This window comes from Brevundimonas sp. AJA228-03 (genome assembly GCF_017795885.1).
Taxonomy (GTDB): domain Bacteria; phylum Pseudomonadota; class Alphaproteobacteria; order Caulobacterales; family Caulobacteraceae; genus Brevundimonas.
Genome location: NZ_CP059297.1, coordinates 279,300 through 302,054, shown reverse-complemented (window position 1 = coordinate 302,054; position 22,755 = coordinate 279,300). Strand labels below are relative to the sequence as shown.

Annotated in this window: 20 protein-coding genes; 11 read left to right on the top strand and 9 right to left on the bottom strand. The window is 70.1% G+C overall.

Going from position 1 to position 22,755, the window contains the following annotated elements; genetic code table 11:
* The first annotated feature begins 120 nt into the window (after window positions 1–120).
* The 4 genes from HZ989_RS01595 (at window position 121) to HZ989_RS01580 (ending at window position 5,344) form a co-directional block, all read left to right on the top strand.
* Entirely contained in the window at window positions 121–3,099 is a 2,979-nt protein-coding gene (locus HZ989_RS01595) for an SEL1-like repeat protein (protein WP_209321907.1), read from the top strand.
* A 96-nt stretch (window positions 3,100–3,195) separates the two neighbouring features.
* Entirely contained in the window at window positions 3,196–4,122 is a 927-nt protein-coding gene (locus HZ989_RS01590; protein WP_209321906.1) for a sulfite exporter TauE/SafE family protein, read from the top strand.
* Window positions 4,119–4,928 carry a TIGR02186 family protein gene (locus HZ989_RS01585; RefSeq protein ID WP_209321905.1) on the top strand — a complete coding sequence of 270 codons (810 nt, stop codon included), beginning with the start codon at window positions 4,119–4,121 and terminating at the stop codon, window positions 4,926–4,928. Before HZ989_RS01590 ends, HZ989_RS01585 begins: the two co-directional genes overlap by 4 nt.
* Complete coding sequence (locus HZ989_RS01580; protein ID WP_209321904.1) at window positions 4,925–5,344, top strand: DUF3429 domain-containing protein; 420 nt, start codon at window positions 4,925–4,927, stop codon at window positions 5,342–5,344. Before HZ989_RS01585 ends, HZ989_RS01580 begins: the two co-directional genes overlap by 4 nt.
* Here the strand turns inward: HZ989_RS01580 and pdeM are convergent.
* The 4 genes from pdeM to HZ989_RS01560 all read right to left on the bottom strand — a co-directional run bounded on the left by pdeM (window position 5,341) and on the right by HZ989_RS01560 (window position 9,572).
* Window positions 5,341–6,084 carry a ligase-associated DNA damage response endonuclease PdeM gene (gene pdeM / locus HZ989_RS01575; RefSeq protein ID WP_209321903.1) on the bottom strand — a complete coding sequence of 248 codons (744 nt, stop codon included), beginning with the start codon at window positions 6,082–6,084 and terminating at the stop codon, window positions 5,341–5,343. The genes HZ989_RS01580 and pdeM overlap by 4 nt on opposite strands.
* Complete coding sequence (locus HZ989_RS01570) at window positions 6,081–8,732, bottom strand: ligase-associated DNA damage response DEXH box helicase (protein ID WP_209321902.1); 2,652 nt, start codon at window positions 8,730–8,732, stop codon at window positions 6,081–6,083. Before HZ989_RS01570 ends, pdeM begins: the two co-directional genes overlap by 4 nt.
* A 166-nt stretch (window positions 8,733–8,898) precedes the next feature.
* Entirely contained in the window at window positions 8,899–9,336 is a 438-nt protein-coding gene (locus HZ989_RS01565; RefSeq protein WP_209321901.1) for a type II toxin-antitoxin system VapC family toxin, read from the bottom strand.
* Entirely contained in the window at window positions 9,333–9,572 is a 240-nt protein-coding gene (locus HZ989_RS01560; RefSeq protein WP_209321900.1) for a hypothetical protein, read from the bottom strand. Before HZ989_RS01560 ends, HZ989_RS01565 begins: the two co-directional genes overlap by 4 nt.
* 99 nt (window positions 9,573–9,671) lie before the next feature.
* On the opposite strand from HZ989_RS01560, the gene HZ989_RS01555 reads away from it, so the two are divergent.
* From HZ989_RS01555 to hisC, 5 genes are all read left to right on the top strand, one after another.
* Window positions 9,672–12,563 (top strand): ATP-dependent DNA helicase, encoded by a 2,892-nt coding sequence (locus HZ989_RS01555; protein WP_209321899.1) that lies wholly within the window; start codon window positions 9,672–9,674, stop codon window positions 12,561–12,563.
* A gap of 72 nt (window positions 12,564–12,635) precedes the next feature.
* Entirely contained in the window at window positions 12,636–12,995 is a 360-nt protein-coding gene (locus HZ989_RS01550; RefSeq protein WP_209321898.1) for an endonuclease domain-containing protein, read from the top strand.
* A 393-nt stretch (window positions 12,996–13,388) separates the two neighbouring features.
* Window positions 13,389–14,435, top strand: coding sequence for a DUF2125 domain-containing protein (locus HZ989_RS01545; protein ID WP_209321897.1), 1,047 nt, complete (start codon window positions 13,389–13,391; stop codon window positions 14,433–14,435).
* Window positions 14,436–14,452: 17 nt separating this feature from the next.
* A complete protein-coding gene (locus tag HZ989_RS01540) occupies window positions 14,453–15,160 on the top strand; it encodes a hypothetical protein (RefSeq protein WP_209321896.1) in 708 nt (235 codons plus the stop codon).
* Between the two features lie 8 nt (window positions 15,161–15,168).
* The gene (gene hisC / locus HZ989_RS01535) at window positions 15,169–16,269 is read left to right on the top strand and encodes a histidinol-phosphate transaminase (protein ID WP_209321895.1); all 1,101 of its coding nucleotides are present in this window, start codon (window positions 15,169–15,171) and stop codon (window positions 16,267–16,269) included.
* Between the two features lie 57 nt (window positions 16,270–16,326).
* On the opposite strand, the gene HZ989_RS01530 is transcribed toward hisC, so the two are convergent.
* From HZ989_RS01530 to HZ989_RS01515, 4 genes are read right to left on the bottom strand one after another with little or no spacing between them, the layout of a single operon-like run.
* Window positions 16,327–17,031, bottom strand: a complete 705-nt coding sequence (locus HZ989_RS01530; RefSeq protein WP_209321894.1) for a 1-acyl-sn-glycerol-3-phosphate acyltransferase — start codon at window positions 17,029–17,031, stop codon at window positions 16,327–16,329.
* Window positions 17,028–17,654: a YdcF family protein gene (locus tag HZ989_RS01525; protein WP_209321893.1), complete on the bottom strand. Its 627-nt coding sequence runs from the start codon at window positions 17,652–17,654 to the stop codon at window positions 17,028–17,030. Before HZ989_RS01525 ends, HZ989_RS01530 begins: the two co-directional genes overlap by 4 nt.
* Window positions 17,655–17,663: 9 nt before the next feature.
* On the bottom strand, window positions 17,664–18,587 hold the full coding sequence (locus HZ989_RS01520) for an ABC transporter permease (protein ID WP_209321892.1): 924 nt from the start codon (window positions 18,585–18,587) through the stop codon (window positions 17,664–17,666).
* The gene (locus HZ989_RS01515; RefSeq protein ID WP_209321891.1) at window positions 18,584–19,294 is read right to left on the bottom strand and encodes a cell division ATP-binding protein FtsE; all 711 of its coding nucleotides are present in this window, start codon (window positions 19,292–19,294) and stop codon (window positions 18,584–18,586) included. Before HZ989_RS01515 ends, HZ989_RS01520 begins: the two co-directional genes overlap by 4 nt.
* Before the next feature lie 77 nt (window positions 19,295–19,371).
* On the opposite strand from HZ989_RS01515, the gene HZ989_RS01510 reads away from it, so the two are divergent.
* Window positions 19,372–20,286: an MJ0042-type zinc finger domain-containing protein gene (locus tag HZ989_RS01510; RefSeq protein WP_209321890.1), complete on the top strand. Its 915-nt coding sequence runs from the start codon at window positions 19,372–19,374 to the stop codon at window positions 20,284–20,286.
* Window positions 20,279–20,812 (top strand): phosphoribosyltransferase, encoded by a 534-nt coding sequence (locus HZ989_RS01505; protein WP_209321889.1) that lies wholly within the window; start codon window positions 20,279–20,281, stop codon window positions 20,810–20,812. Before HZ989_RS01510 ends, HZ989_RS01505 begins: the two co-directional genes overlap by 8 nt.
* Here the strand turns inward: HZ989_RS01505 and recQ are convergent.
* Window positions 20,809–22,686, bottom strand: a complete 1,878-nt coding sequence (gene recQ, locus HZ989_RS01500) for a DNA helicase RecQ (RefSeq protein ID WP_209321888.1) — start codon at window positions 22,684–22,686, stop codon at window positions 20,809–20,811. The two genes, HZ989_RS01505 and recQ, sit on opposite strands and share 4 nt — an antisense overlap.
* Window positions 22,687–22,755: the final 69 nt, after the last annotated feature.

Below are 22,755 nucleotides of genomic sequence, written 5' to 3'. Positions count from 1 at the left end.
TCGACCTGGCGACCCCTGTCCACAGGAGAATGGACCCTCCGCTAGATGTTGGGGTTAACCAGACGTTTACACCCCGAATATGGGCGATTAGCGTGACCCAATGGGTCGGGAGCCGAATCAGTGAGCGCAGCCGCCGCGCCGTGGAGCGTAAAGGGCATCGACCCGAAGGCGCGTGAGGTCGCCAAGGACCTGGCGCGCCGGTCCGGCATGACGCTGGGCGAATGGCTCAACTCCATGATCATGGAGGACGGCGACGACGATGTCGGCGTCCAGCCGCTGCCGCGCCGCCCGCACGCCTCGGAAATCTTCGAGCGCCGGGGCCGTTCGCGTCGCCTCGACGACGCCTATGAGGCCGAGGACCGGTCCTGGCGTGGCGGGTCCGACGATACCCTGCAGCGCGTCGCCGCGTCCGTCGACGCGATCGCCGCACGTCTGGAAGCCGCCGAGCGCCGCTCGACCATCGCCATCCAGGGCGTCGACCAGGCTGTGTCCGGCCTGGTGCGCCGCATGGAGGCGCAGGATCAACAGGCCGGTCAGTACGGCCGCCGCATCGACGATATCGCCGACGAGCTGAAGGAAGGTCACCGTCGCCTGCGCGCCTTCGAGCGCGAGGTCGGGCCCAAGTCCGCCGAGACCCTGAGCAAGGTCGAGCAGGCCCTGGGGGCCATGGCCGGGCGTCTGTATGACATAGAGGAGCGCCAGCGCACCGGGCTGATCGAGACACGCCAGCGTCTGGACGGGTTCGACAAGACCGATACCGCCGTCGCCGCCCTGACCAGCCGCCTCTACGACATCGAGGAGCGTCAGCGCGCGAACGGCCAGGCCCTGAGCCAGCGGATCGAGGCCGTCGAGAAGGCCGCCGGCCCCGGGGCCGGAACCGAACTGTTGAGCCAGGTCGGGCAGCGCCTGGACGCCGCGCAAAACCAGACGTCCCAGGCCCTGCGCAATCTGGAACGGTCGTTCGCCGGGCTGGACCAGCGCCTGCGCGCCGCCGAGACCCGTGTCGAGCCGGAAGGCCTGCGCGAGGCCGCGCGCTTCGAGAAGCTGGCCGAGACCCTGTCGCGCCAGGTCGAGACCAATCGCACAGACATGATGCGGCGGCTGGAGACGGCCGAGAGCGAAGGCCGGATGACCCGGATCGAGGCCACCGTCCAGTCGCTGGGCGAACAGGCCGACGCTGCCGAGCGGCGCTCCGCACAGGGGATCGAGGCCATGGGCCGCGAGGTCCTGCGCATCGCCCAGAACCTCGACACCCGCGTCGATCGCATCGAGACGGTCGGCGATGCGCGGCTGGAGAAGTTCGAAGCCGCCCTGACCCGCACCCTGTCGGCGAAGATCGAACAGGACATGGGTCGCTATGGTCAGGCCGTCGAACAGCGGCTGACCCGCGCCGAAGACCAGCATTCGATCGCCCTTGAAAAATTGGGCGTCGAGATCACCCGTATTTCCGACCGGCTGGCCGACCGCATCGCCCAGTCGGAACGCAAGTCCGCCCAGGCCCTCGAAGACATCAGCCGGCGGATGGTCGAGGGCTCGGACCGGATCGAGCAGCGCTACGACCGCGCCTCGGGCGAGCTGGCCGAGCGGATGCGCCTGTCCGAGGAGCGGACGGCCAGACTTCTGGCCGAGGCCCGCGAGACCCTGGAACACCGCCTGGCCCAGCCGGTCGCGCCCGCGCCCTTGCCGGAACCTGAGCCGGTCGCGCCCGCCGCCTCCGAGTTCGCCCAGCCGGACTGGCGCGCCGCCGCCTTCCCGGACGACCGGTTCGATTCCGGTTTTGACGCACCGGCCGATGGCTGGTCGGTCGATTCCCTGTCCACCGATCTGAAACCGTTCCCCCAGGGCCCGCAGGCCTCGGCCACGGAAGAAGTCTTCGACAGCCTGCCGCGCCGGTTCGAGCCGGTGGAGCCCCAGGTCGCCTATGCCGCCCCTGTGCTGGATGAGCCGATGCAGAGCCAGGCGGCCGCCTTCGCGGCGGGGCCGTTTGGCAGCTATGGCGGGGCCGATGTGTCCGACGCGCTGGGCGCGATCGCCGGGGTCGAGGCCCAGCCCCAGTCTTTCGGTGGCGCGATCGCCGCCGGGAATGCTGCCCCGGCCCGCGTCTATGACGACGGCATCGAGGAGTATTCGGCGGAGACCGAGTTCGTCGATCCGCGCCGGATGCGGGCCAGTATGGCCGCCGGTGCCGCCGCCGGTCGCTCCGCCTCGACCCGGGACACCATCGAGGCCGCCCGGGCCGCAATGAACGCCGCCCCGCCGGAGGATGCCCCCCGCGCCGGCTTCGGTATGAGCCTCAAGCGCGGCGGCAAGTCCAAACTGCAGGAGCGGCTGGACAAGCAGGCCCAGCGCGGCGACGGCACGGCCAAGAAGGCCTTCATCGCCTCCGTCACCGGCATGGCCGTGGTCGGCGGCTTGTGGGCGACCGGTCGCGCCACCGGCTTTGATTTCGACGACATCGGGCGTCTGGCCGGCCTGTCCGGATCGAGCGCCGAAGCGCCGCCCATCGCCGCCCTAGCCCTGTCGCCGACCGACGGCACGGTCGATGCGGCCCCGGCCGACAAGACCGAAGCCCAGACCCTGTATGCCCAGGCGCTGGAGCAGCTGGACCGTAACGATCCGGCCGGGGTCGAGACCCTGACCCGCGCCGCCAATCTGGGGAACCCCGAGGCCCAGCTGAAGCTGGCGAGCCTTTATCAGACCGGATCGACCGGCCTGACCGCCGATTCCGCCGAAAGCCGCCAATGGGCCCGCCGTGCGGCCGAGGGCGGCGACCCGCAGGGCATGCACAACTACGCCATGTACCTGTTCGAGGGCGTCGGTGGATCGCGGGATCGCGTGGAGGCGCTGGACTGGCTCAAGAAGGCCGCCGATCGCGGCCTGGTCGACAGTCAGTACAATGTCGCTCGCATCTACGAGAACGGCGACGAGGGTATCGCGCCCAACCCGACCCAGGCCTATCGCTGGTACCTGATCGCCGCCCGGGCCGGCGACCCCCAGGCCCAGGCCGCCGTTGACAGGCTGTCCCCGACCATCCCCGCAGCCCAGCGCCAGACGGCCCGCGCCCAGGCCGAGGCCTTCGCCACCGAACCGCTCGCCTGACGCATGATGCGGGTGGCCCTTCACCGGTCGCCCGGTTAAGACACCCGCGCTCGCCTTCCGGCGCCCAGCGTTTTTTCCCAGCCGAAGGCCCGCCCTTTGGAGATCTATCTGCCGATCGCCGAGGTTTCGGTGAACTGGCCGCTCCTGGTCCTGCTGGGGGCGCTGGTCGGATTCGTGTCCGGGCTGTTCGGCATCGGCGGCGGCTTCCTGATGGCCCCGGTGCTCGTCTTCCTGGGCATCCCCCCCGTCGTGGCCGTGGCCAGCCAGGCCAGCCACGTCGTCGCCTCCTCGACCTCCGGCGTGATCCGCTATTCGGGCCAGGGGGCGGTCGATTACCGCATGGGCGCGATCATGGCGGCCGGCGGCGCGGTGGGGGCCATCGGCGGCGTCGAGCTGTTCCGCTATCTGCGCCTGCTCGGCCAGGCCGATCTGGTCGTGGCCGTGTCCTATCTGCTGCTGCTCGGCTCCATCGGCCTGCTGATGCTGTACGAGAGCCTCAGCGAGATCCTGCGCCGGTATCGCGGCGAGGTCGCACCGCACAAGGAGCGCCGACGTCCGCTCTGGCTGTACGGCCTGCCGTGGAAGGTGCGGTTTCCGAAATCCGGCCTCTACATCAGCGCCATCCCGCCGTTTGGCCTCGGTGTGTTCGCCGGCATCCTGTCCGCCATCATGGGCGTCGGCGGCGGCTTCATCCTGGTGCCGGCCATGCTCTATGCTCTGCGGATGCGCGCCGGCGTGGTGGTCGGAACCAGCCTGTTCCAGATCATCATCACCACCGCCATCACCACCATCCTGCAGGCGGGCCGCAACCAGACGGTCGACATCGTCCTGTCCACCCTGCTGCTGACCGGCGGTGTCGTCGGTGCCCAGCTCGGAGCCCGCTATGCCGGGCGGTTCCGGGCCGACGTCCTGCGCGCCGCCCTGGGCCTGCTGATCCTTTTCGTCGGTATCCAGATGGGGCTGAGCCTGTTCGTGCGGCCCCACGACATCTTCCTGCTGGCCCCGGGGATTTCCGACCGGTGATCCAAGCCCTCCCACCCCCGCCGCCCGCGATCGAAGCGCCGCCGCCGGAACGCTCCGAGTCCACGGCGACCGAGCTGCGGGTCGCCGCCGCCCTGACCGATGCCCAGGTCAAGGTCGACTCCCGCTTTCGGGGCGCGACCCTGGTGCTGTATGGCGCGGTGTTCAATCCGACCGACGATCCAACCGATGTGGTGGTGGTCGTGCGGGGCCCCGACGCCCCCGTCCGTCTGGTCAGGAAGACCCGCAACAACGGTGTCTGGCTGAACAGCCGCCCGGTCCTGTTCGAGGGCGCGCCCGGCTTCTACATGACGGCCTCGACCCGGCCGCTCAGCGACATCGCCGATTTCGGCCAGCTGCGCCGGCTCGGCGTCGGCGTCGATCACCTTCGCATCGATGCGCCCGAGGAAAGCCGCACCGTCACCCGCTATGGTGTGCGCGACGTGGTCATCAGCCGGCTGGGCGAGGACTACCTCGACTGGCGTCGCGCCGTGATCCGGCTGAAGGAGGACGCGGCCCTCTACGACACCGATCCGGAGGGCGTCACCTTCGTCGACCGGGGCCTGTTCCGGGCTGAGGTCAATCTGCCCGCCACCGCACCGACGGGCCAGTACTATGCCCAGGTCTGGCTGTTCCGCGACGGCGCACCGGCCGGGGTGTCCAATCTGACCCTGACGGTCGAGAAAGTCGGATTCGAGCGCGACATTTATGAGTTCGCCCACCGGCGCCCCTGGACCTATGGGGTGCTGTGCGTGCTGCTGGCGCTGGCCATGGGCTATGGCACCAGCCGGGTGTTCAGGAGAGAATGATGGATCGGACGCGGCTGACCGCATGGGCCCTGACGCTGGCGGGGCTGATCCCGTTCGTCGCCGGGGCCGCAGCCGTCTGGCTCGACCGCGACGGCGGCGACCGCTGGATCGAGCCCCTGGCCGCCTATGCCGCCATCATCCTGTCGTTCCTGGCCGGCGCCCGCTGGGGCAAGGGACTGGCCGAGCGCGATCCCCGTCCCGCGACCCTGATCCTCAGCAACCTGCCGCCTGTCGCGGCCTGGCTGACCTTTCTGCCGGGCGTGCCGGACCGGCTTCAGCTTCTGGTCCTGATCGGCGGCCTGCTGGCCATGCTCTACTGGGACACGCGGGGGTCCGGCGACTGGTATGCGCGCCTGCGCCGGGTCGCGACCACAGGCGCAGTGCTGAGCCTGGGCGCGGTCGCGCTGCTGCCCTAAACCAGCCCGGCCCAGGCCAGGGCGTGGACCCGGTCCTTCCCCAGCGCCGCCGCCATGGGCGGCTCGGCAAACAGGCCTGCGATCGCGGCGTCCAGCACGTTCAGTCCGCCGGTGAAGGCCCCGAAAGCCGGCAGGATCAATCGCCGACCGTCGGTGACGAAGCAGGGCCTGCGCACCCTCCGCCCATGGGCCACGACCCGGGCGCAGGGGTGCAGGTGCCCCGCCACCTCGCCCGGCCTCGCCGCCTGCATCGGTTCGTGGGTCAGGAACAGGGCCCCCAGCTCCATGTCGCCGACGACCCGCCCGGGAAGTCCAGACACCGCCTCCCCATCCGCCTGGGTCAGCGCCTCGCGGTCGTGATTGCCCTCCAGCCAGACCCAGTCGCGATCTTGCGCCAGCCGGTCCAGCCAGGCCCGGTCGTCGGCCGCCATCCGTCCGATCGAGCGGCTGTCATGGAAGCTGTCGCCCAGCAGCACGACCCGGGCCGGGGCCAGTTCCGTGATCTCCGCCTCCAGCCTGGCCAGGGTCGCCCGGCTGTCATAGGGCGGCAGCATCTGGCCCCGGGCGGCGAAGGCCGAACCCTTCTCCAGATGCAGGTCGCCGGCCACCAGCGTTCCGTGCGCCGGCAGCCACAGAGTCCCCGAACACCGCAGCACGCACAGCTCGCCCATGACCCGCACCGACAGCGATCCGCACGGCCGTCGCGCCGGTGTCAGGGCCTGTTTCAGCGCCACATTCATGCGGCCCCCCTCAGTTCGGGCGGGGCGTCTTCCATGACCTCGTCGATCAGGTCCTGGGCCGAGGCCTCCAGGATCATGTCCGCCGCATCGCCGCCGACTCGCTCGCGCCCGATCATGACCAGCACCGGCACACAGAAGGGCGAGGCCCGCTCCAGCGGCGCATGGCGAATGTGGCCCCCGATCCGGTTGAGCAGCTGGCCCAGCCGCGCGACGTCCAGCAGGCCGGACGCGGCGTCCGATCGCGCGGTCCGCAGCAGCAGGTGATCGGGCTGGTGGCGGCGGAGCACGTCATAGATCAGGTCCGTGGAAAAGGTCACCTGACGCCCCGTCTTTTCGGCCCCCGGCTGTCGCCGCTCGATCAAGCCGGAAACGAGGGCGCAATTGCGGAAGGTGCGCTTCATCATGAAGCTCTCCTCCAGCCAGGCCTCCAGATCGTCGCCCAGCATGTCGGGCTGGAACAGGGCGTCCCAGTCCAGCCCGTCCATCGGCCGGATCGCCCAGATGGCGAAGGCATAGTCCGTCACCACGAACCCCAGTGGCCCGACCCCCAGCCGGTCCAGCCGCCGCGTCAGCAGCATGCACAGGGTCGAATGGGCCAGCCGCCCCTCGAACGGATAGGCGACCATGAAATGACGGCTGCCGCGCGGAAAGGTCTCGATCAGCAGGCTGTCGGCGTCCGGGATCAGGCTGCGCCCGGCCTGCAGCTCCAGCCACTCCTGAACGTCGACGGGCAGGACGCGCCAGTGGTCGCGGTCCTGGATCATGGCGCGGACGCGTGCCGCCAGCGACGTGCCGAGCGGGAACTGCGACCCGCCCCAGGACGGGATCTTGGGGTCCCTGTCGGTCGCGTGGGTGACCAGGGCGTCCATCCCGTTGATGCCCTGAAACGCCCAGACCTGACCGGCGAAAACGAAGGTGTCGCCGGGCGTCAGCTGTTCGAAATACCACTCCTCGGCCTCGCCGACCTTGCGTCCGCCGATCAGCTGTTTCGAGGCACCGCCGCGCCTCGAGGCGACCTTCACGTTCAGCGTCCCCGCCGCAACGATGGCCCCGACGTTCATCCGGTGGCGCTGGGCGACCAGCGGATTGCGCACCGTCCATCGTCCCTCGGGCGTGCGCACGATCCGCGCGAACCGGTCGTAGGAGCGCAGCGCATAGCCCCCGGTGGCGACGAAATCGACCACCTCCTCGAATGCCTCACAGGTCAGGCCGCGATAGGGGGCGCACCCGGTCACTTCGGCGTGCAGGGCGTCGAGGTCGAAGGGCTCCGAACAGGCCACGCCCATGATGTGCTGGGCCAGGGTGTCGAGGGTGCCGATGTGATGCGGCTCCCAGTCGAAGGCGTTGTCGGCGACGGCCTCCTTGGCCGCCTGGCATTCCAGCAGCTCGAACCGGCTGGCGGGCACCATCAGGGCTCTGGAGGGCTCGTCGAGCCGGTGGTTGGCGCGGCCGATCCGCTGCACCAGACGCGACGAGCCCTTGGGGGCCGCCATCTGGATGACGAGGTCCACGTCGCCCCAGTCGATGCCCAGATCCAGCGTCGAGGTGCAGACCACGGCGCGCAGATCGCCCCGCGCCATCGCCGCCTCGACCTTGCGCCGCTGCTCGGCCGCCAGCGACCCGTGATGCAGGCCGATGGCCAGGTTGTCGTCATTGATGGCCCACAGCTGCTGGAAGACGAACTCGCACTGCCAGCGGGTGTTGACGAAGATCAGCGACAGGCCGGACCGCTGGATCGCTGCATAGACCTCGGGGATCGCATGCTGGCCGGTGTGCCCGGCCCAGGGCACGCGGCCCTCGGACACCAGCACGTCGATGATCGGCACGGCCCCCGGATCGCCCTTCACGATGACGATCCCTTCTCCCCTTGCGGGAGAAGGTGGCCGAGCCGCAGGCGAGGTCGGATGAGGGGTGACTCCCGGTGTTGGCCGGTTGCCATCTGCTGCCGTCACCCCTTCCGCGTCCTCGTACCCCTCATCCGTCAGCCTTCGGCTGCCACCTTCTCCCGCAAGGGGAGAAGGGACGTGAGGCTGCAGCCACTCCGCGATCAGGTTCGGGTCGTCGATCGTCGCCGAAAGCGCCACCCGCCGTAGCCCCGGCGAAAAGCTCTGCAGCCGCGCGAGGCCGAGGTTCAGCAGGTCGCCGCGCTTGCCCGACCAGATGGCGTGGACCTCGTCCAGCACGATGCATTTCAGGTCGGCGAAATACGCCCTCGCCCCGCCCCAGGCGCAGAACAGCGCCAGCTGCTCGGGCGTGGTCAGCAGGATGTCCGGTGGATGGTCCCTCTGCCGTTGCTTCTTGGATTGTTTGGTGTCGCCGGTGCGGCTCTCGACATGGATGTTCAGCCCGATCTCGCGGATCGGCGTCATCAGGTTGCGTTCGACGTCGGTCGTCAGCGCCTTCAACGGCGAGACATAGATCGTATGGATCCCGCTGCCTGGTCCGTGGGGAGGTCTGGGTCCCCGTTCGGCGAGGTCGATCAACGATGGCAGGAAGCCCGCCAGCGTCTTGCCGCCCCCGGTCGGGGCGACCAGCAGGGCGTGCGACCCAGCCTCCGCCGCCGCGATCATCTCCAGCTGGTGCCTGCGGGGACTCCAGCCGCGGGCGGCGAACCAGTCGGCGAAGAGGGGAGGAAGGGCCGTCGTCATTCGCCGGGCCGTCGGCCCTCGCAGACCGAGTTCCGCCAGGCACCGCCTGCATCCAGACAATCGTCTTGAGCCAGGAAGTCGGACGCGGAGAGCCAGGCGCTGATCACAGCGAATGCGATCAGAAGAGCCACCACTGCGAAGAGCCAGACGCGCCTTGACCTGCGCATCATTCGCTCCACGGCGACAGCAGTTTACAGCCGCTGTGTTCGAAATGGCGGACATTGCGGGTGACGACGGTCAGGTCATGGACAAGCGCCGTGGCCGCCAGCATCTCGTCGATCACTCCGACCGAGACGCCATTGGCGCGATTGGTTTCGGCCAGGATCGCCCACTGGCTGGCGACACTCAGCGTCACCGGCAGGATGTTGGAGCCGCAGGTCTGCAGCACGGCTTCCAGGAACGCCGACCAGCGCTCGATCGGGTCGCGCCTCGCTTTCCGACGCAGGATGCCGCGCTTGAGTTCAGCAATGGTCAGAACACTGATGCTGACCCGACCCTCCCGGCTTTCCGGCTTCCCGAAAGCCTCAAGCCAGGCGGCGAAGCCCGGATTTGGCGAAAGACGTGAGGATTCGCTGATCGCATTCGTATCGAGCAGGAAGCTCAAAGTTCGATATCTCGCGCCGGACGATCGTCGCGGGTCAAGTCGAGCTCCGACCAATCCGGACCGTCCATCAGCACCTCCAGAAGGCTGGGCTGACGCGCGGCCATCTTCTCGAAGGTCGTCGTCGGTAGAATAGTCAGGGACGCATGGCCCTCGACCTCCAGCACCTGCGGGCCGTCGGCCTCGACCTGGGTCGCCAGATCGATCAACCAGGCTTGTTTGGAGATGTGCTCGTTCACGAAGACCTCCTGTGATCGCACCGAACTTATAGAGCGTGCAGCTTCGACAGACCAGATGTTCCCGTTCCGTTTCGCGGCGCGACTCGCTATCTATCGACCGTGTCCGACGAATCCATCATCGCCACCCCCAGCCTGACCGGCGCAGAGCCATGGCTGGTTCTACCGGCCGCGCTCGCCGTCCCCCCCGGCGCGGGGGCGATCTGCGACGACGCGGGGGCGAGGAAGATCGGGCGCGGCGCGGCCGAGGGGGTGTTCACGGGCGGGCCTGTGCTGGTCGCCCATGCCAGCCTCACGGCGCGCAGGCTGGGCCTGTCCCCCCCGGCGCGATCCCCCGACCTGCTGGATGTGCTGGAGCTGTGGGCCTTCGTCCGCCCTGCCACCTTCTGTGCGCCATCGCCGAGCGGCCTGGCCCTGGCGCTCGGCATGGCGGAGCCCCGGGGAGCCGAGGCCCAGGCCGCCGCCCTGCGCGATGCCGCCGCGGCGCTGCTGCGGGAGCTCGCTGATCCGGCATACCCGCACCGCGAGGACGCCTTCACCCTCGCCGAGACGCTCGCCAAGCATTCCGGGGGAAGCGCCGGGTGGAGCTGGGCCGAGCGCGTCTCGGGCGCGCTTCAGGCCGGGCCGCTGCGTCCGCGCCAGTATCGCGGCTCGGGCCTCGATGCCTGGTCCCGGCTGCCCGAATGGGAGGACGAGGCTCCGCGCGGGGAGGCGGGGTCCGCGCCGGTCGATTCCGAATCCGCCCGCATCCGGCTGGAGAAGCTGCTGCAGGCCTCCGGCCTCGACGAGACCCGGCCGACCCAGTCGGACTATGCCGCCGAGGCCGCCTATGCCTTCTCGCCCCGCAACGAGGAGGGTCGGCCCCGGATGCTGCTGGCCGAGGCGGGCACCGGCACGGGCAAGACGCTCGGCTATCTGGCCGCCGCCTCGCTGTGGGCCGAGCGCAACCAGGGCGCGGCCTGGGTCTCGACCTACACCCGCGCGCTCCAGCGCCAGATCGACCGCGAGAGCGCCGCCCTGTGGCCCGATCCGGCGGAGCGCAAGAGAAAGACCGTGGTCCGGAAGGGCCGAGAGAACTACCTCTGTCTGCTGAACCTGCAGGACATGGTCCAGGCGGCCCAGCTGGGCAACGGCGACCTGATCGGCCTGGCCTTGACCAGCCGCTGGGCCATGCAGACCCGCGACGGCGACATGACCGGCGGCGACTTCCCCGGCTGGCTGCCCGGCCTGTTCGCGACACCTGCCGGCCAGCAGGCCTCGGCCGGCAACCTCGTCGACCGGCGCGGCGAATGCGTCCATGCGGCCTGCCCCCACTACCGCACCTGTTTCGTCGAAAAGACCATCCGCGCCAGCCGCCGGGCCGATCTGGTCGTCGCCAACCACGCCCTGGTCATGACCCAGGCCGCCTTCGACGGGGCCCGCTCGGCGCGCGGCCTGAAGCAGGACGGAGAGACCGCGGCCCTGAAGCGGATCGTCTTCGACGAGGGTCACCACCTGTTCGACGCCGCCGACTCGGCCTTTTCCGCCTGTCTGTCGGGTCAGGAGGCGGCCGAGCTGCGCCGCTGGATCCGGGGACCGGAGGGGCGGGGCCGACGCGGACGCGGGCTGGAACAGCGGCTGGGCGACCTGTGCGCCGACAACGAGGCCGCCGCCAGGGCGCTGCAGGACGCCATTCGCGCCGCCGCCGCCCTGCCGGGCGAAGGCATCTCGGGCCGCATCGCCCCGCCGACGGGCGAGGTCAATCCGGTCGGGCCGATCGAACAGTTCCTGATGGCCGCCCTGGAACAGATCCGCGCCCGCACCTCGGAGGCCGCTTCGTCCGCATCGTCCGAGTTCGGCACCGAATGCGCCGTCCGTCCGGCCACCGAGCCCCTGCTGGAGACGGCACGAAAGGCCGCCCAGGCCATCGCCGCGGTCGAGGCCCCCCTGCTGGCCCTCGCCCGCCATCTGGAGGACATCCTCGACGACGAGGCGGCCGAGCTGGACGGCTCGGCCCGCGCCCGGATCGAGGGGGCGCTGCGCGGTCTGGACCGCCGTGCGCGCATGACCCTGCCCGGCTGGCGTTCGATGCTGGCGGCGCTGCAGGATGGAGGGGGCGAACCGGACCCGGACTTCGTCGACTGGCTGTCGGTCGAGACGGCGTTCGGCCGCATCCACGACGTGGCCCTGCGTCGTCACTGGATCGACCCGACCGTGCCGCTCGAAGCGGCCGTGATCCTCCCCGCCCACGGCGTGCTGGTGACCAGCGCGACCCTGTCCGATCCGATCGCGGAGGCGAGCGGAGGCGACCTGTTCGGCATGGCCCGGATGCGCACCGGGGCCGCCCGCCTGATCGAACCGGCCCGGACGCTGAAGGTCGAGAGTCCCTTCGACTATGCCGCGAACAGCCGTGTCATCGTCGTCGGCGATGTGGCCAGGGACGATCCGCGCCAGACGGCGGCGGCGATGCGCGAGCTTTTCCTGGCCGCCGGGGGCGGGGGGCTGGGCCTGTTCACCGCCATCCGGCGGCTGAAGGCGGTCTACGAACGGCTCGGGCCCGATCTGGCGAAGGCCCAGATCCCGCTCTATGCTCAGCACGTCGATCCACTGGAGGTAGGGGCCCTGGTCGACATCTTCCGCGCCGAACAGGACAGCTGCCTGCTGGGCACCGACGCCGTCCGGGATGGCGTCGACGTGCCCGGGCGGTCCTTGCGGCTGCTCGCCTTCGACCGCGTCCCCTGGCCCCGCCCCGACCTGCTGCACAAGGCGCGGCGCGAGAAGTTCGGGGCGAAAGGCTATGACGACGCCCTTGCCCGCGCCCGCATCGCCCAGGCCTTCGGCCGCCTGATCCGCCGCGCCGACGACCGGGGCGTCTTCGTCATGCTCGACGCCGCCACCCCCACCCGCCTGTTCGCCGCGCTTCCGCCCGGCACGGAGGTCCAGCGCATGAGCCTGGTCGAGGCCATCGAGGTAACGCGCGAATTTCTCTCCCTCTCCCATCGGGAGAGGGCTTGAGCGCACGACGGCTTGCCGTCGTTCTTGCGCGAAAGGGTGAGGGGTTAGACTGTCAATGGAGAGCGCGCGCTGATGGACCACCGTGAGTTCCGCACCGATCACGCCCGCGAACTTCGACGCACCCGGACATTCGCCGAAAACAAGCTGTGGCAGGCCTTGCGTGGCGGTCGCCTCGGCGGTCAAAAATTTCGCCGCCAGTATCCCATCGGACGATACTTCGCCGATTTCGCCTGCGAAAAACTGAAGCTCGTCATCGAACTCGACGGCGGCATCCACGACGATGAGGCGCAGAGGCTGAACGATGAGCACCGCCACCACGAAATCGAGACGCTCGGCTGGTCGATCCTGCGGTTCCCCAACGAAAAGGTGACCTCGGACCTTGCTGGCGTGCTCGCCCGGATCGGCGACCACGCGAAACTGTCCAGACCCTGACCCCTCACCCTTTCGGCTGGGCGCATCGCTCCGCTCTGCGAGCCTCAAGCCCTCTCCCTCCGGGAGAGGGAACCGGAGCCCATCTGTCATGACTCCGGGAGCCGCGACATTCAGACGACGTGTCGAGGCCGAGAGTGGCCGACGATGTCCGGTTTCCGTTCAATGGTCTGAGTCGCTGCTCGACCCCTGGCGGAAGTCGGTTAGGTCCGCTTTAAGCACCCGGCGCGATTGGGGTTACCACCAACCGCGCTTGCACCCGCGCCCGAGCCGCCCCATATCCGCCCGCCTTCGCGTCCATCCGGGGCGGACGATCCGGACGGGTCGGACGGGTCGGACGGTGTATTTCAGTTCGCGTGATCCGGTTCCCCCTTCTCCGCCGCCGAAAAGGCCTGAATGACCGACGCCGCTCCCCGCCACAAACGCTCCGGCCTGTTCGCGCCGATCGGCCTGTTCCTGATCGCGCTGATCGCCTGGTCGGTCTGGTGGTTCGTCCTGGCCGGCCAGGTCCGCAGCCAGCTGGATCAGCAGGTCGAGGCCATGCGCAGTTCGGGCTGGACCGTGGCCTATACCGGGCTGGGCACGTCGGGCTGGCCCTTCCGGGTCCGGCTGGAGGCCGGGAATGTAGTGGTCACCGCGCCCTCCGGCCATGCCCTGGCGGCGCCGCAGCTGGCGGCCGAGGCCAATGCCTGGAACCCCGACAAATGGGTGATCGCCGCCGACGACGGTCTGGTGATCGACCGCGCAGGCAAGGGCAAGGTGGCGATCGGGGGGCGCTATATCCGCGCCAGCGTCCACGGCCTGACCCAACGCTGGCCCAATCTGGCGGTCGAACTGCAGCAGCCGGTCTTCACCGTGCATCCGGGGGCCGAGGCCTTCCCCATCTCGCGCGCCGAAAGGATCGAATTCTATCTGCGGCCCCATCTGGCCCCCTCGACCACGCCGGGGGTGGAGAACAGCGTCGATGTCCTGTTCCGCCTGATCGATGCCGAAGGTCGCCCGGGCGGCCCGGTTCAGGGCATGGCCCGCAACGGAAAGCTGACCGCCCAGATCGAGATGGTGGTGGAGGACGCCAACCGGCTGCAGGGCGCGGATGCGGCCGGTATCTTTTCCGCCTGGACCCGGGCGGGGGGCCGCTTCACCGCCGTGCGGGGCGAGCTGTCGGCCGGCGACAGCACCGCCACCCTGTCCAGCGACGTTCTGTCGGCCACGCCCGACGGGCGGCTTCAGGGCACCGTCGCGCTGCAGGCGAAACAGCCCATGGCCGCCATTGCCGGCCTGGCCGGATCGGGCTCGGGGGCCGTCAACCGGGCCGGGGCCGCCGGGGCGACGGCTGCGGCGGCGGTTCAGGGCAATGAGGACGTCAACCTGTCGCTGGTCTTCCGCGACGGCCGTACCTTCCTCGGCCCCTTCGCCCTGGCCCCGGCGCCCAAGCTGTTCTGATCGGGGAGGGGGAAGCCATGGCCCGAAAGCACGGCGCCCTGCTGGACGAACCCCGCGTCGACACCGACCGGCTGAAGCTGGACCACGCCCTGATCGAGGCCCTGACCGCGCGGCTCGCGGCGGGCGAGGCGGCTTCCCCCGACGAATCGACCCTGGCCCTCCGAGCCCTGCTGGCCGAGGCCGACGATGTGCATCAGGCCGCCATGCTGCGGGCCCTGTGGGGCCGGATCGAGGCCCGTGCAGGGCCTGCGCTCGTCACCGCCGGACCGGCGAGCCAGTTGCTGGCCGCCGACCGGTTCGGCCTGTCGGGCCGGGCCGTCAACGACCCCGACGCAGCCCTCGTCCAGGTCGCATCCGGGGCCCATGCCCTGATCGATGTCGCCTCGGCCCGCCCCTGGTGGGGCCGGTTGCTGGCCCGTCCGGAACTGCGCGTCATCGCCGCCCTGCCCGATGACCGCCACGGCCTGCCCGCGGCGCTCAGGGTTGCCGCCGCCCCGACCGGCCCGACGGGGGACGACCGCACCTTCTGGGCCACCGACGCGCGCCAGACCGATGTCCGGATCGTGGAGGCCCTGGCGTCTTGCGGCTTCGTCGCCCGGCCGCTGGCCTCCGCAGGCGGGTTGAAGCTGTTCATGCTGGCGGGCTATGTGCAGGCCGAAGACGGGCGGCTTTCGGCAGCCCCCGGCGCCCTGAAGGGCGTGATCGGCGCCGCCCCCCTGTTCTGAGACTCCGCATGACCGACGCAACGACGGCTCCCGCTCCCAAGCCCGGCATCCTCGACATCGCCCCCTATGTCGGCGGGAAGTCGACCCTGGCCGGCATCGCCGAACCGATGAAGCTGTCGTCCAACGAGAATGCGCTGGGCGCAGGTCTCAGGGCCCGCGCGGCCTATGAGGCGGCGCTGAAGTCGATCCATCTGTATCCGGACGGTCGGGCCGGAAAGCTGCGGACGGCGGTGGCCGACCACCACGGTCTGGAGCCCGACCGGCTGATCTTCGGCAATGGCTCGGACGAGGTCTTCGCCCTGCTGAACCAGACCTATCTGTCGCCCGGCGACAACATCGTCACCGGTCAGTACGGCTTTCTGGCCTATCGCATCAGCGCCCTGGGCTGCGAGGCCCGGGTCAAGCTGGCCCCCGAACCCGGCTACAAGGCCGAGGTCGACGCCCTGCTGGAACAGGTCGATGACCGGACGAAGATCGTCTACGTCTCCAACCCCTCGAACCCGACCGGCAGCTACAATGCCGCCGAGGAAATCCGCCGCCTGCACGAGGCCCTGCCGCCCCACATCCTGCTGGTGGTGGACGAAGCCTATGCCGAGTTCGTGGTCGAGCCGGACTGGGAGACCAGCTTCGGCCTGGCCCGCGATGCGTCCAACATCGTGGTGACCCGGACCTTCTCGAAGATCCATGGCCTCGGCGGGCTGCGCATCGGCTTCGGCTATGCGCCGCTGGCGGTGGCCGAGGCCATCGACCGCATCCGCCTGCCGTTCAATGTCTCGGTCCCCGGGCTCGACGCCGCCACCGCCGCCCTCGCGGACGAGGCGCACCAGAAGGCGTCGCGCGAGCTGGTCCAGACCTGGCGGCCCCGCCTGACCCAGGCCATCCGTGGCTTCGGCTTCGACGTCCTGCCCAGCGCGGGCAACTTCATTCTGGTCCTGTTCCCGGATCCCGGGCGCACGGCCGCTGCCGCCAACGACCTGCTGAACGCCCGGGGCATCATCGTCCGCGCCGTCGGCGGCTACGGCATCCACAACGGCCTGCGCATCACCGTCGGCACCGAGGATCAGAACCGCGCGGTCATCGACGCCCTCAGCGAGTTCGCGGCATCCTGAGAAGGGCGCTAACGCGGGGAACGCGGTTCCCTGCGGCTTGAGCGGGGGCCGTCCGGGTCAGGTGAGCAGGGCGTTCGACGCCGTCTCGATGCGCCGCTCCAGCTCGGCCATGAAGACGGCGCGCTTCAGGTCCGCCTCGATGGGGGGCAGGAACTCATAGACCACGGTGCCGGGATAGCGGCGAAAGCCGTGGGCGGGCCAGTGGACCCCGGCATTGGTCGCCACGGGCCAGCAGGGGCTGCCGATGTCGCGGTACAGGGCCGCGACGCCCGGCTTGTAGTCGGGGACCGAGCCGACCGGCGCGCGTGTGCCTTCGGGGAAGATCCAGATCTGGCGGCCCTCGGCGACACGGTCGCGGGCCTGTTTGACCATGTCGCGCAGCGCCTTGGACGCGGCCGAGCGATCGACGGAGATCATCTTCGTCTTCCAGGCGAACCAGCCGAAGAAGGGCAGGATCATCAGCTCCTTCTTGGTGATGATGCAGGGGTCATCCAACACGACGAAGGGGATGATGATGTCCAGCATGCCCTGGTGCTTGCAGGCCACCAGCGCCCGGCCGGTGGGGCGATGCTCCAGCCCGCGGAACTCGACGCGAACGCCTGCGATCCAGCGCAGGCCGAACAGCACGAACCGGGCCCAGGCCTTCACCACGCCCAGCGCGAACCGGTGGGGCAGGATCAGCGCCGGCGACAGGCCGACCGCGAACAGCGCCAGGGACAGATACAGCCAGGCCACGAAGACGAGGGAACGCAGGGCGATCAAGATGCGGGTGCCTCTTCCGATGTCTCAGGCCGTTCGTTATGGCCGATCACCTTGTGCAAGGCCTCGCGCGCCAGGACGGCCAGATATTTCATATATTCCAGCGTCATGCGCCGCGCCGTCACCGCCGCGCGCCACCAGCGCGAGTTATCCAGCGAAGGCGTCGACACGGCATAGGGCGTCAGCGTGATGTCCGGCGCGGCGCTGCGGATCTCCAGCAGGGAGCGCGGCATGTGGTAGTCCGAGGTCACCACGATCAGCGACGTGTAGTTCCTGGACGCGGCCCAGGCGGCGATCTCCTGGGCGTTGCCGCCGGTGTCCTCGGCCTCGAAGCCCAGGTCAACGCAACAGTTGAACAGGCGGGTGGAGCCGGGCGTCAGGGCGGTCAGCTCCTGCCTGCGGACCTCGCGGTTGACACCCGAGATCAGCACCCGCTCACCCTTGTCCTGCTCCAGCAACCGGACGGCGGCGTTGATCCGCTCGGCCGAGGGACCGGTCAGGGCGACGATGCCGTCGGCGCGGTCCGGCTCGGGCGCAGGCGTCAGATTGCGCACCCGGTCGGCGAAGGCGAACAGCCCCACCAGCCAGATCAGGCCGACGATCCCGAGAAGCGCCAGAAACTTCATGGACTACGTCTAGTCAGGCCTTGTCCGCCCGCCAAGAGCCGCAACGGCCGCGAGCCACGCCGAAACAAGCGCCACCGCAGCGGCGACAATTGGGCAACAGGTCAGCAGGATGATGTCGCTCCACGCCAGGGGCAGGGCCGGGGTCAGGCCGGCGTCTCCGCCCAGTGCACGCAAACCCCCGATCAGCAGGATGGCGACGGTCGCGCCTACCGCCCCTGCGGCCCCGGCCAGCAGGCCGAACCTGCGCTGGAACATCCAGACGATGCCGGCGTCGGTCGCCCCCGACAGGCTGAGCGTCTCGATCACATCCCGCCGTGCGTCCAGACCTGCCCGCGTCGCATAGGCGATAGCCGCGCCCGCCGCGAAGGCTGTGGCCAGAAACGCCGCCAGGGCCAGCAGCGAGATCACCCTCGCCGACCGCTCGACCTCGCCCCGCCACAGGCTGTGGTCGTCCACCGTGGCGTCGATGCCGGCCTCGGCCAGGGCCCGGCTGAGGCTCAGGGCGCTGGCGGGCGCGGTCGCCTCCAGCCGCACGGTCACCAGGAAGGGGATGGGCAGGTCGTTCAGCACCGCCTCCCCCATCCACGGCCGCAGCAGGGCCTCGGCCGCCTCGCGGTCCATGGCCTCGGCTTCCTCGACCCCGTTGACGCCGGCCAGGGTCTCGGCGGCACGGGCCGCTGCTGCAGGGCCTGTCTCGCCCACGCGGGGACGGACCTGCACGGTCGCCTCGGCACGAAGAGCCCGCGCCCACCCGTGCGATGCGCGGTCCGCCGCCAGGGTGCCGACAGCGGCCAGGCAGGCGAGGAAACACAGCACTGCAATCAGCGCGCCGAGCGACCGCTCACCTCCGGGGTCGCGGGGCAGCAGGCCGCTTTCGGGGCGCACCGGTTTCGGCGCTGCCTTCGGCCCGAACAGAGTGGACCAGCGGATCATGGCTTCACCGCCGTCACCCGCCCGTCGGCCAGTCTCAGCAGTCGCGCCCCCGAAGCGCGCGCCAGGGCCTCGTCGTGGCTGACGATCAATATGGTCGTGCCCAATCGGTTCAACGCCTGGAACAGCTTCAGCAGCCGCCCGGCCATCGCGCCATCGACGCTTCCGGTCGGTTCGTCGGCCAGGATCAGGTCGGGCCCGGCCATGACGGCCCTTGCGATGGCCAGCCGCTGCTTCTCGCCCCCCGACAGGGTGCCGGGCAGGCCTTCGGCGCGGTCGGACAGCCCGACCCACTCCAGCATCTCGGCCACGTCTCCCGCGTAATCCGCAGCCTTCCGGCCCCGCAGCCGCAGCGGCAGGGCGACGTTGTCGAAGACACTGAGGTGATCCAGCAGGCGGAAGTCCTGGAACACCACCCCCATTCGCCGACGATAGGCCGGGCGGTCGCGGCGCGCGATCTGGCCCACCTCGTCGCCGAACAGGGCGATCCGGCCGGACGTCGGCGGTTCGGCCAGGGTCAGCAACTTCAGCAGCGACGACTTTCCGGCCCCCGACGCGCCGGTAAGGAAGTGGAAAGAGCCGCGCGGCAAGATGAGGTTAACGTCCCGAAGCACGTCGGGCCTGTCCGCATAGCCGAACCCGACCGCCGACAGGCGGACGGTCTCTGGCGAAGGCACAGGGTCGGCGGCGCGACGGGGCGAACGAGGCATCGATTCGATTCAGGACCAGGGGCGCGTCGCGCTTCTACAGGGAGGGGGCTGCGCGAACAGCCTCGTAAGGCAAGGCCATGATACTGACCTGCCCGTCCTGCGCCACCAGCTATTTCACGCCCGATGGCGCGATCCCGCCCACCGGGCGCAAGGTCCGCTGCCAGTCCTGCGCGCATGTCTGGCTGGCGACCAACGAAGAGCCCCTGGACCTGACCGCCGAGACCCCGGCCCCGGTCGAGGCCCGCAGTGTCGAGGAAGCCCCCGCCGTCGCGCCGGAGACGCCGGCCCCCGAACTGCCCAAGGCTTTTCGGGCCCGGGCCGAACAGCAACGCCGCCTGCGCCGCGCCGCCACCCAGGGCGTCGTGTGGGCGGGCCTGGCCAGCCTGTTCGTCGGGCTGATCGGGGCGGGCTGGCTGTTCCGCGTCGATGTGGTCCAGATGTATCCGCGCGCTGCCGCCGCCTATGAGAGGGTCGGCGCGCCCGTGAATGCGGTGGGACTGGAGTTCGAGGCTGTGACGGCCAGGGCCCTGACGAATCGCCCCGATACGGTCGTGGTCTCGGGCGCGCTTCGCAACATCCGCGACAGGGAAATCGTGGCCCCCACCGTCCGCGTCGCCCTGCTGGACGACCACGGGGCCGAGATCGGCCATGCGATCGTCGAACTGGACGAAGCCCCCGTCCTGCCTGGCGGAGTCCAGGGCTTCGCGGCCCTGATCCGCGATCCGGGCGCGCACGGCGTCGATGTCGGCGTGGCCTTCGTGGGCTCCGAGCCGGCCGACCATGGGAAGGACGCCCCGACCGAGGCAGGCCACGGACCCGCGCCCCATGCGCGACCGCTGCCGACGCCGGACGAACACGGCCTGCGCCCCGCAAGGATCGACGCGGCCCCGACGTCTCACGCCGATCCGGTCGATGCTGCTCCCGCAGGCCAGGAACACCACGACGCCGTGGACACGCATGGGGCCAAGGCCGTATCCGCCTCGCATGGCTGACCTGCTCCAGACGCCGACCGTCCTCCTGTCCGAAGCGGATATCGCGCGGGTTGTCGCCGATCTGGCGGAGCGGATCGCCCCCGTCGTGGATGACGAGACCGTCGCGGCCGTCCTTCTGACCGGCGGCCTGTGGTTCGCCGCCGATCTGACGCGGGCCCTGTCGCGCGTCGGCCGCAACGTCCGCTTCGATGCCCTGTGGCTGGCATCCTATGGCGACGAAAAGACCAGTCGTGGCCGGGTCGACGTCCATGCTCCGTTCCAGCGATCGCTTCAGGGGCGCAAGGTCCTGATTCTCGATGATGTGTTCGACACCGGCCTGTCCCTGGCCGAGGCTGTCCGCATCGCCCGCGAGGCCGGCGCGTCCGAGGTCCTGACCTGCGTCTTCGCCCGCAAGCCCTGGCCCCTGCCGCGTGCGCCCGAGCCCGACTTCGTCGGCTGGGAGGCCCCGAACCGGTTCCTGGTCGGATACGGTCTGGATAAGGCCGGAGCCCTGCGCGGCCTCCCCGACATCTGCGCGCTGGACTAGAGTACGCCGGTCAGGGCCTCCAGAACGCCCTTGCCATAGCGATCGATCTTGGTCTGTCCCACGCCCGGGATCGCGGCCAGGGCCTCCAGCGACCCGGGTTCACGCTGGGCGATCTCCAGCAGCGTCCGGTCCTGAAAGATCACATAGGGCGGCACATGCTGTTCGGCCGCTCTGTCACGGCGCCAGGCGCGCAGGGTCTCGAACCGGGCGCGGACGTCGGCATCCAGGGCCTCGACGGCGGCGTTGCGGTCGTTGCGCGTGCGGGTCCTCGGATTGCCCGAGCGGGTGGACGCATCGAAGCCCGGTGGCGTGCGGCGGACCTCGATGGCCCGCTCTCCGCGATAGACGGCGCGCACGGCGTCCGCATCGCCCAGGCCGACCAGTGGCTTGCCGTCGTTGGGGTCCTCCAGCAGCAGGCCCTCGAACAGCAGGTGATCGACGATGTCGCGCCAGCCGGACGGGGCGATATCCTTGCCGATGCCCCAGGTCGACAGGTCGCTCTCCCATGGCTGGACGTCCCGGGTCTTGCCCAGAAGGTGATCGACGATCCGGCCGCGTCCGAAGCGGCCGCCCAGTCGCTGCACCGCCGCCAGTGCCTTCTGGGCGGGGACGGTCGCGTCATAGAGGGCAGGGGGATCGGCGCAGACGTCGCAGATTCCGCACGGACCGGCGTCCGTCTCCCCGAAATAGCGGCGTACCGCCTGCGGACGGCAGGTCGCGCCGTCCAGCATGGCGAACAGCTGGCGGGCCTTGCGGGTCTGGACCGCCTTGACCTCCTCGGCCATCGGGCGGGTCTCGAGTCGGCGAAGGGTCCAGGCGATGTCTGAGGGGCCGTAAAGTGTGATCCCCTCGGCCGGTTCGCCATCGCGTCCGGCCCGCCCGATCTCCTGCCAGTAGGCCTCCAGCGACCCCGGCGGATCGGCGTGGATGACGAACCGGACGTCGGCCTTGTCCACCCCCATGCCGAAGGCGATGGTCGCCACCATTACGGCCCCGTCCTCGGCCAGAAACCGCTCCAGCCGCCGGTCCCGCTCGGTGCCCGGCATCCCGGCGTGATAGGCGATGGCGTTGGTCCCGGCCGATGTCAGGGCGTCGGCCACGCGCTCGCAGCCGTCGCGGCTGCCGCAATAGACGACGCCGGACTGGTCCCTGCGGGCGCGTACCAGTTCGATCACATGGGCATCGGTCCTGGCGCGCGAGGCGCTCTCCTTGCGCACCGCCGACAGCTGCAGGTTCGGGCGGGCGAAGCTGTCCACGAAGACGGCGGCCCCTTCCAGCTGCAGCGAGGCCAGGATGTCGTCGCGCGTCCTGGCGTCGGCCGTGGCGGTCACGGCGATGCGGGGCACACCGGGGAAGAATTCCGACAGTCGCCCCAGGGTCCGATAGTCGGGGCGGAAGTCATGGCCCCACTGGGACACGCAGTGGGCTTCATCGATGGCGATCAGCGACAGCGGCAGGTCGCGCAACTGACCCAGGAGCGCGCCCGATGCCAGGCCCTCGGGCGAGACATACAGCAGATCCAGTTCGCCGGACCTGGCCCCGCGCAGCACGGCGGATCGCTCGTCCAGCGACAGGCCGGAATCCAGGCGCGCGGCGGCCACGCCCTGCTGCCTCAGCGCCTCGACCTGATCGGTCATCAGGGCGATCAGGGGCGAGACGACCAGGCCCAGGCCCGGACGCAGGATCGCGGGGATCTGGTAACAGACGCTCTTGCCCCCGCCGGTCGGCAGGACGGCCAGCACGTCGCGCCCGGCCATGATCTCGGCGACGACCCGGGCCTGAAGTCCCCGGAAGTCCTTATGGCCCCAGACCCGCTCCAGCGTCTGCCGCGCGGCGTCGAGGCCGGGCATCGAAGGCGGTGAGTCGGACAGCATGGACGGGTTGTGCCCGATGCCCTCCGCGCTGTCATCCGTCGGTCGTGCATTGCGCGACCGCCTGATGCA

Bases quoted from the DNA above. Each gene is read 5' to 3' on its own strand.
- HZ989_RS01580 (WP_209321904.1), top strand. From the start codon at position 4,925: ATGATGGATCGGACGCGGCTGACCGCATGGGCCCTGACGCTGGCGGGG.
- pdeM (WP_209321903.1), bottom strand. From the start codon at position 6,084: ATGAATGTGGCGCTGAAACAGGCCCTGACACCGGCGCGACGGCCGTGC.
- HZ989_RS01570 (WP_209321902.1), bottom strand. From the start codon at position 8,732: ATGACGACGGCCCTTCCTCCCCTCTTCGCCGACTGGTTCGCCGCCCGC.
- HZ989_RS01550 (WP_209321898.1), top strand. From the start codon at position 12,636: ATGGACCACCGTGAGTTCCGCACCGATCACGCCCGCGAACTTCGACGC.
- HZ989_RS01545 (WP_209321897.1), top strand. From the start codon at position 13,389: ATGACCGACGCCGCTCCCCGCCACAAACGCTCCGGCCTGTTCGCGCCG.
- HZ989_RS01540 (WP_209321896.1), top strand. From the start codon at position 14,453: ATGGCCCGAAAGCACGGCGCCCTGCTGGACGAACCCCGCGTCGACACC.
- hisC (WP_209321895.1), top strand. From the start codon at position 15,169: ATGACCGACGCAACGACGGCTCCCGCTCCCAAGCCCGGCATCCTCGAC.
- HZ989_RS01525 (WP_209321893.1), bottom strand. From the start codon at position 17,654: ATGAAGTTTCTGGCGCTTCTCGGGATCGTCGGCCTGATCTGGCTGGTG.
- HZ989_RS01520 (WP_209321892.1), bottom strand. From the start codon at position 18,587: ATGATCCGCTGGTCCACTCTGTTCGGGCCGAAGGCAGCGCCGAAACCG.
- HZ989_RS01515 (WP_209321891.1), bottom strand. From the start codon at position 19,294: ATGCCTCGTTCGCCCCGTCGCGCCGCCGACCCTGTGCCTTCGCCAGAG.
- HZ989_RS01510 (WP_209321890.1), top strand. From the start codon at position 19,372: ATGATACTGACCTGCCCGTCCTGCGCCACCAGCTATTTCACGCCCGAT.
- HZ989_RS01505 (WP_209321889.1), top strand. From the start codon at position 20,279: ATGGCTGACCTGCTCCAGACGCCGACCGTCCTCCTGTCCGAAGCGGAT.
- recQ (WP_209321888.1), bottom strand. From the start codon at position 22,686: ATGCTGTCCGACTCACCGCCTTCGATGCCCGGCCTCGACGCCGCGCGG.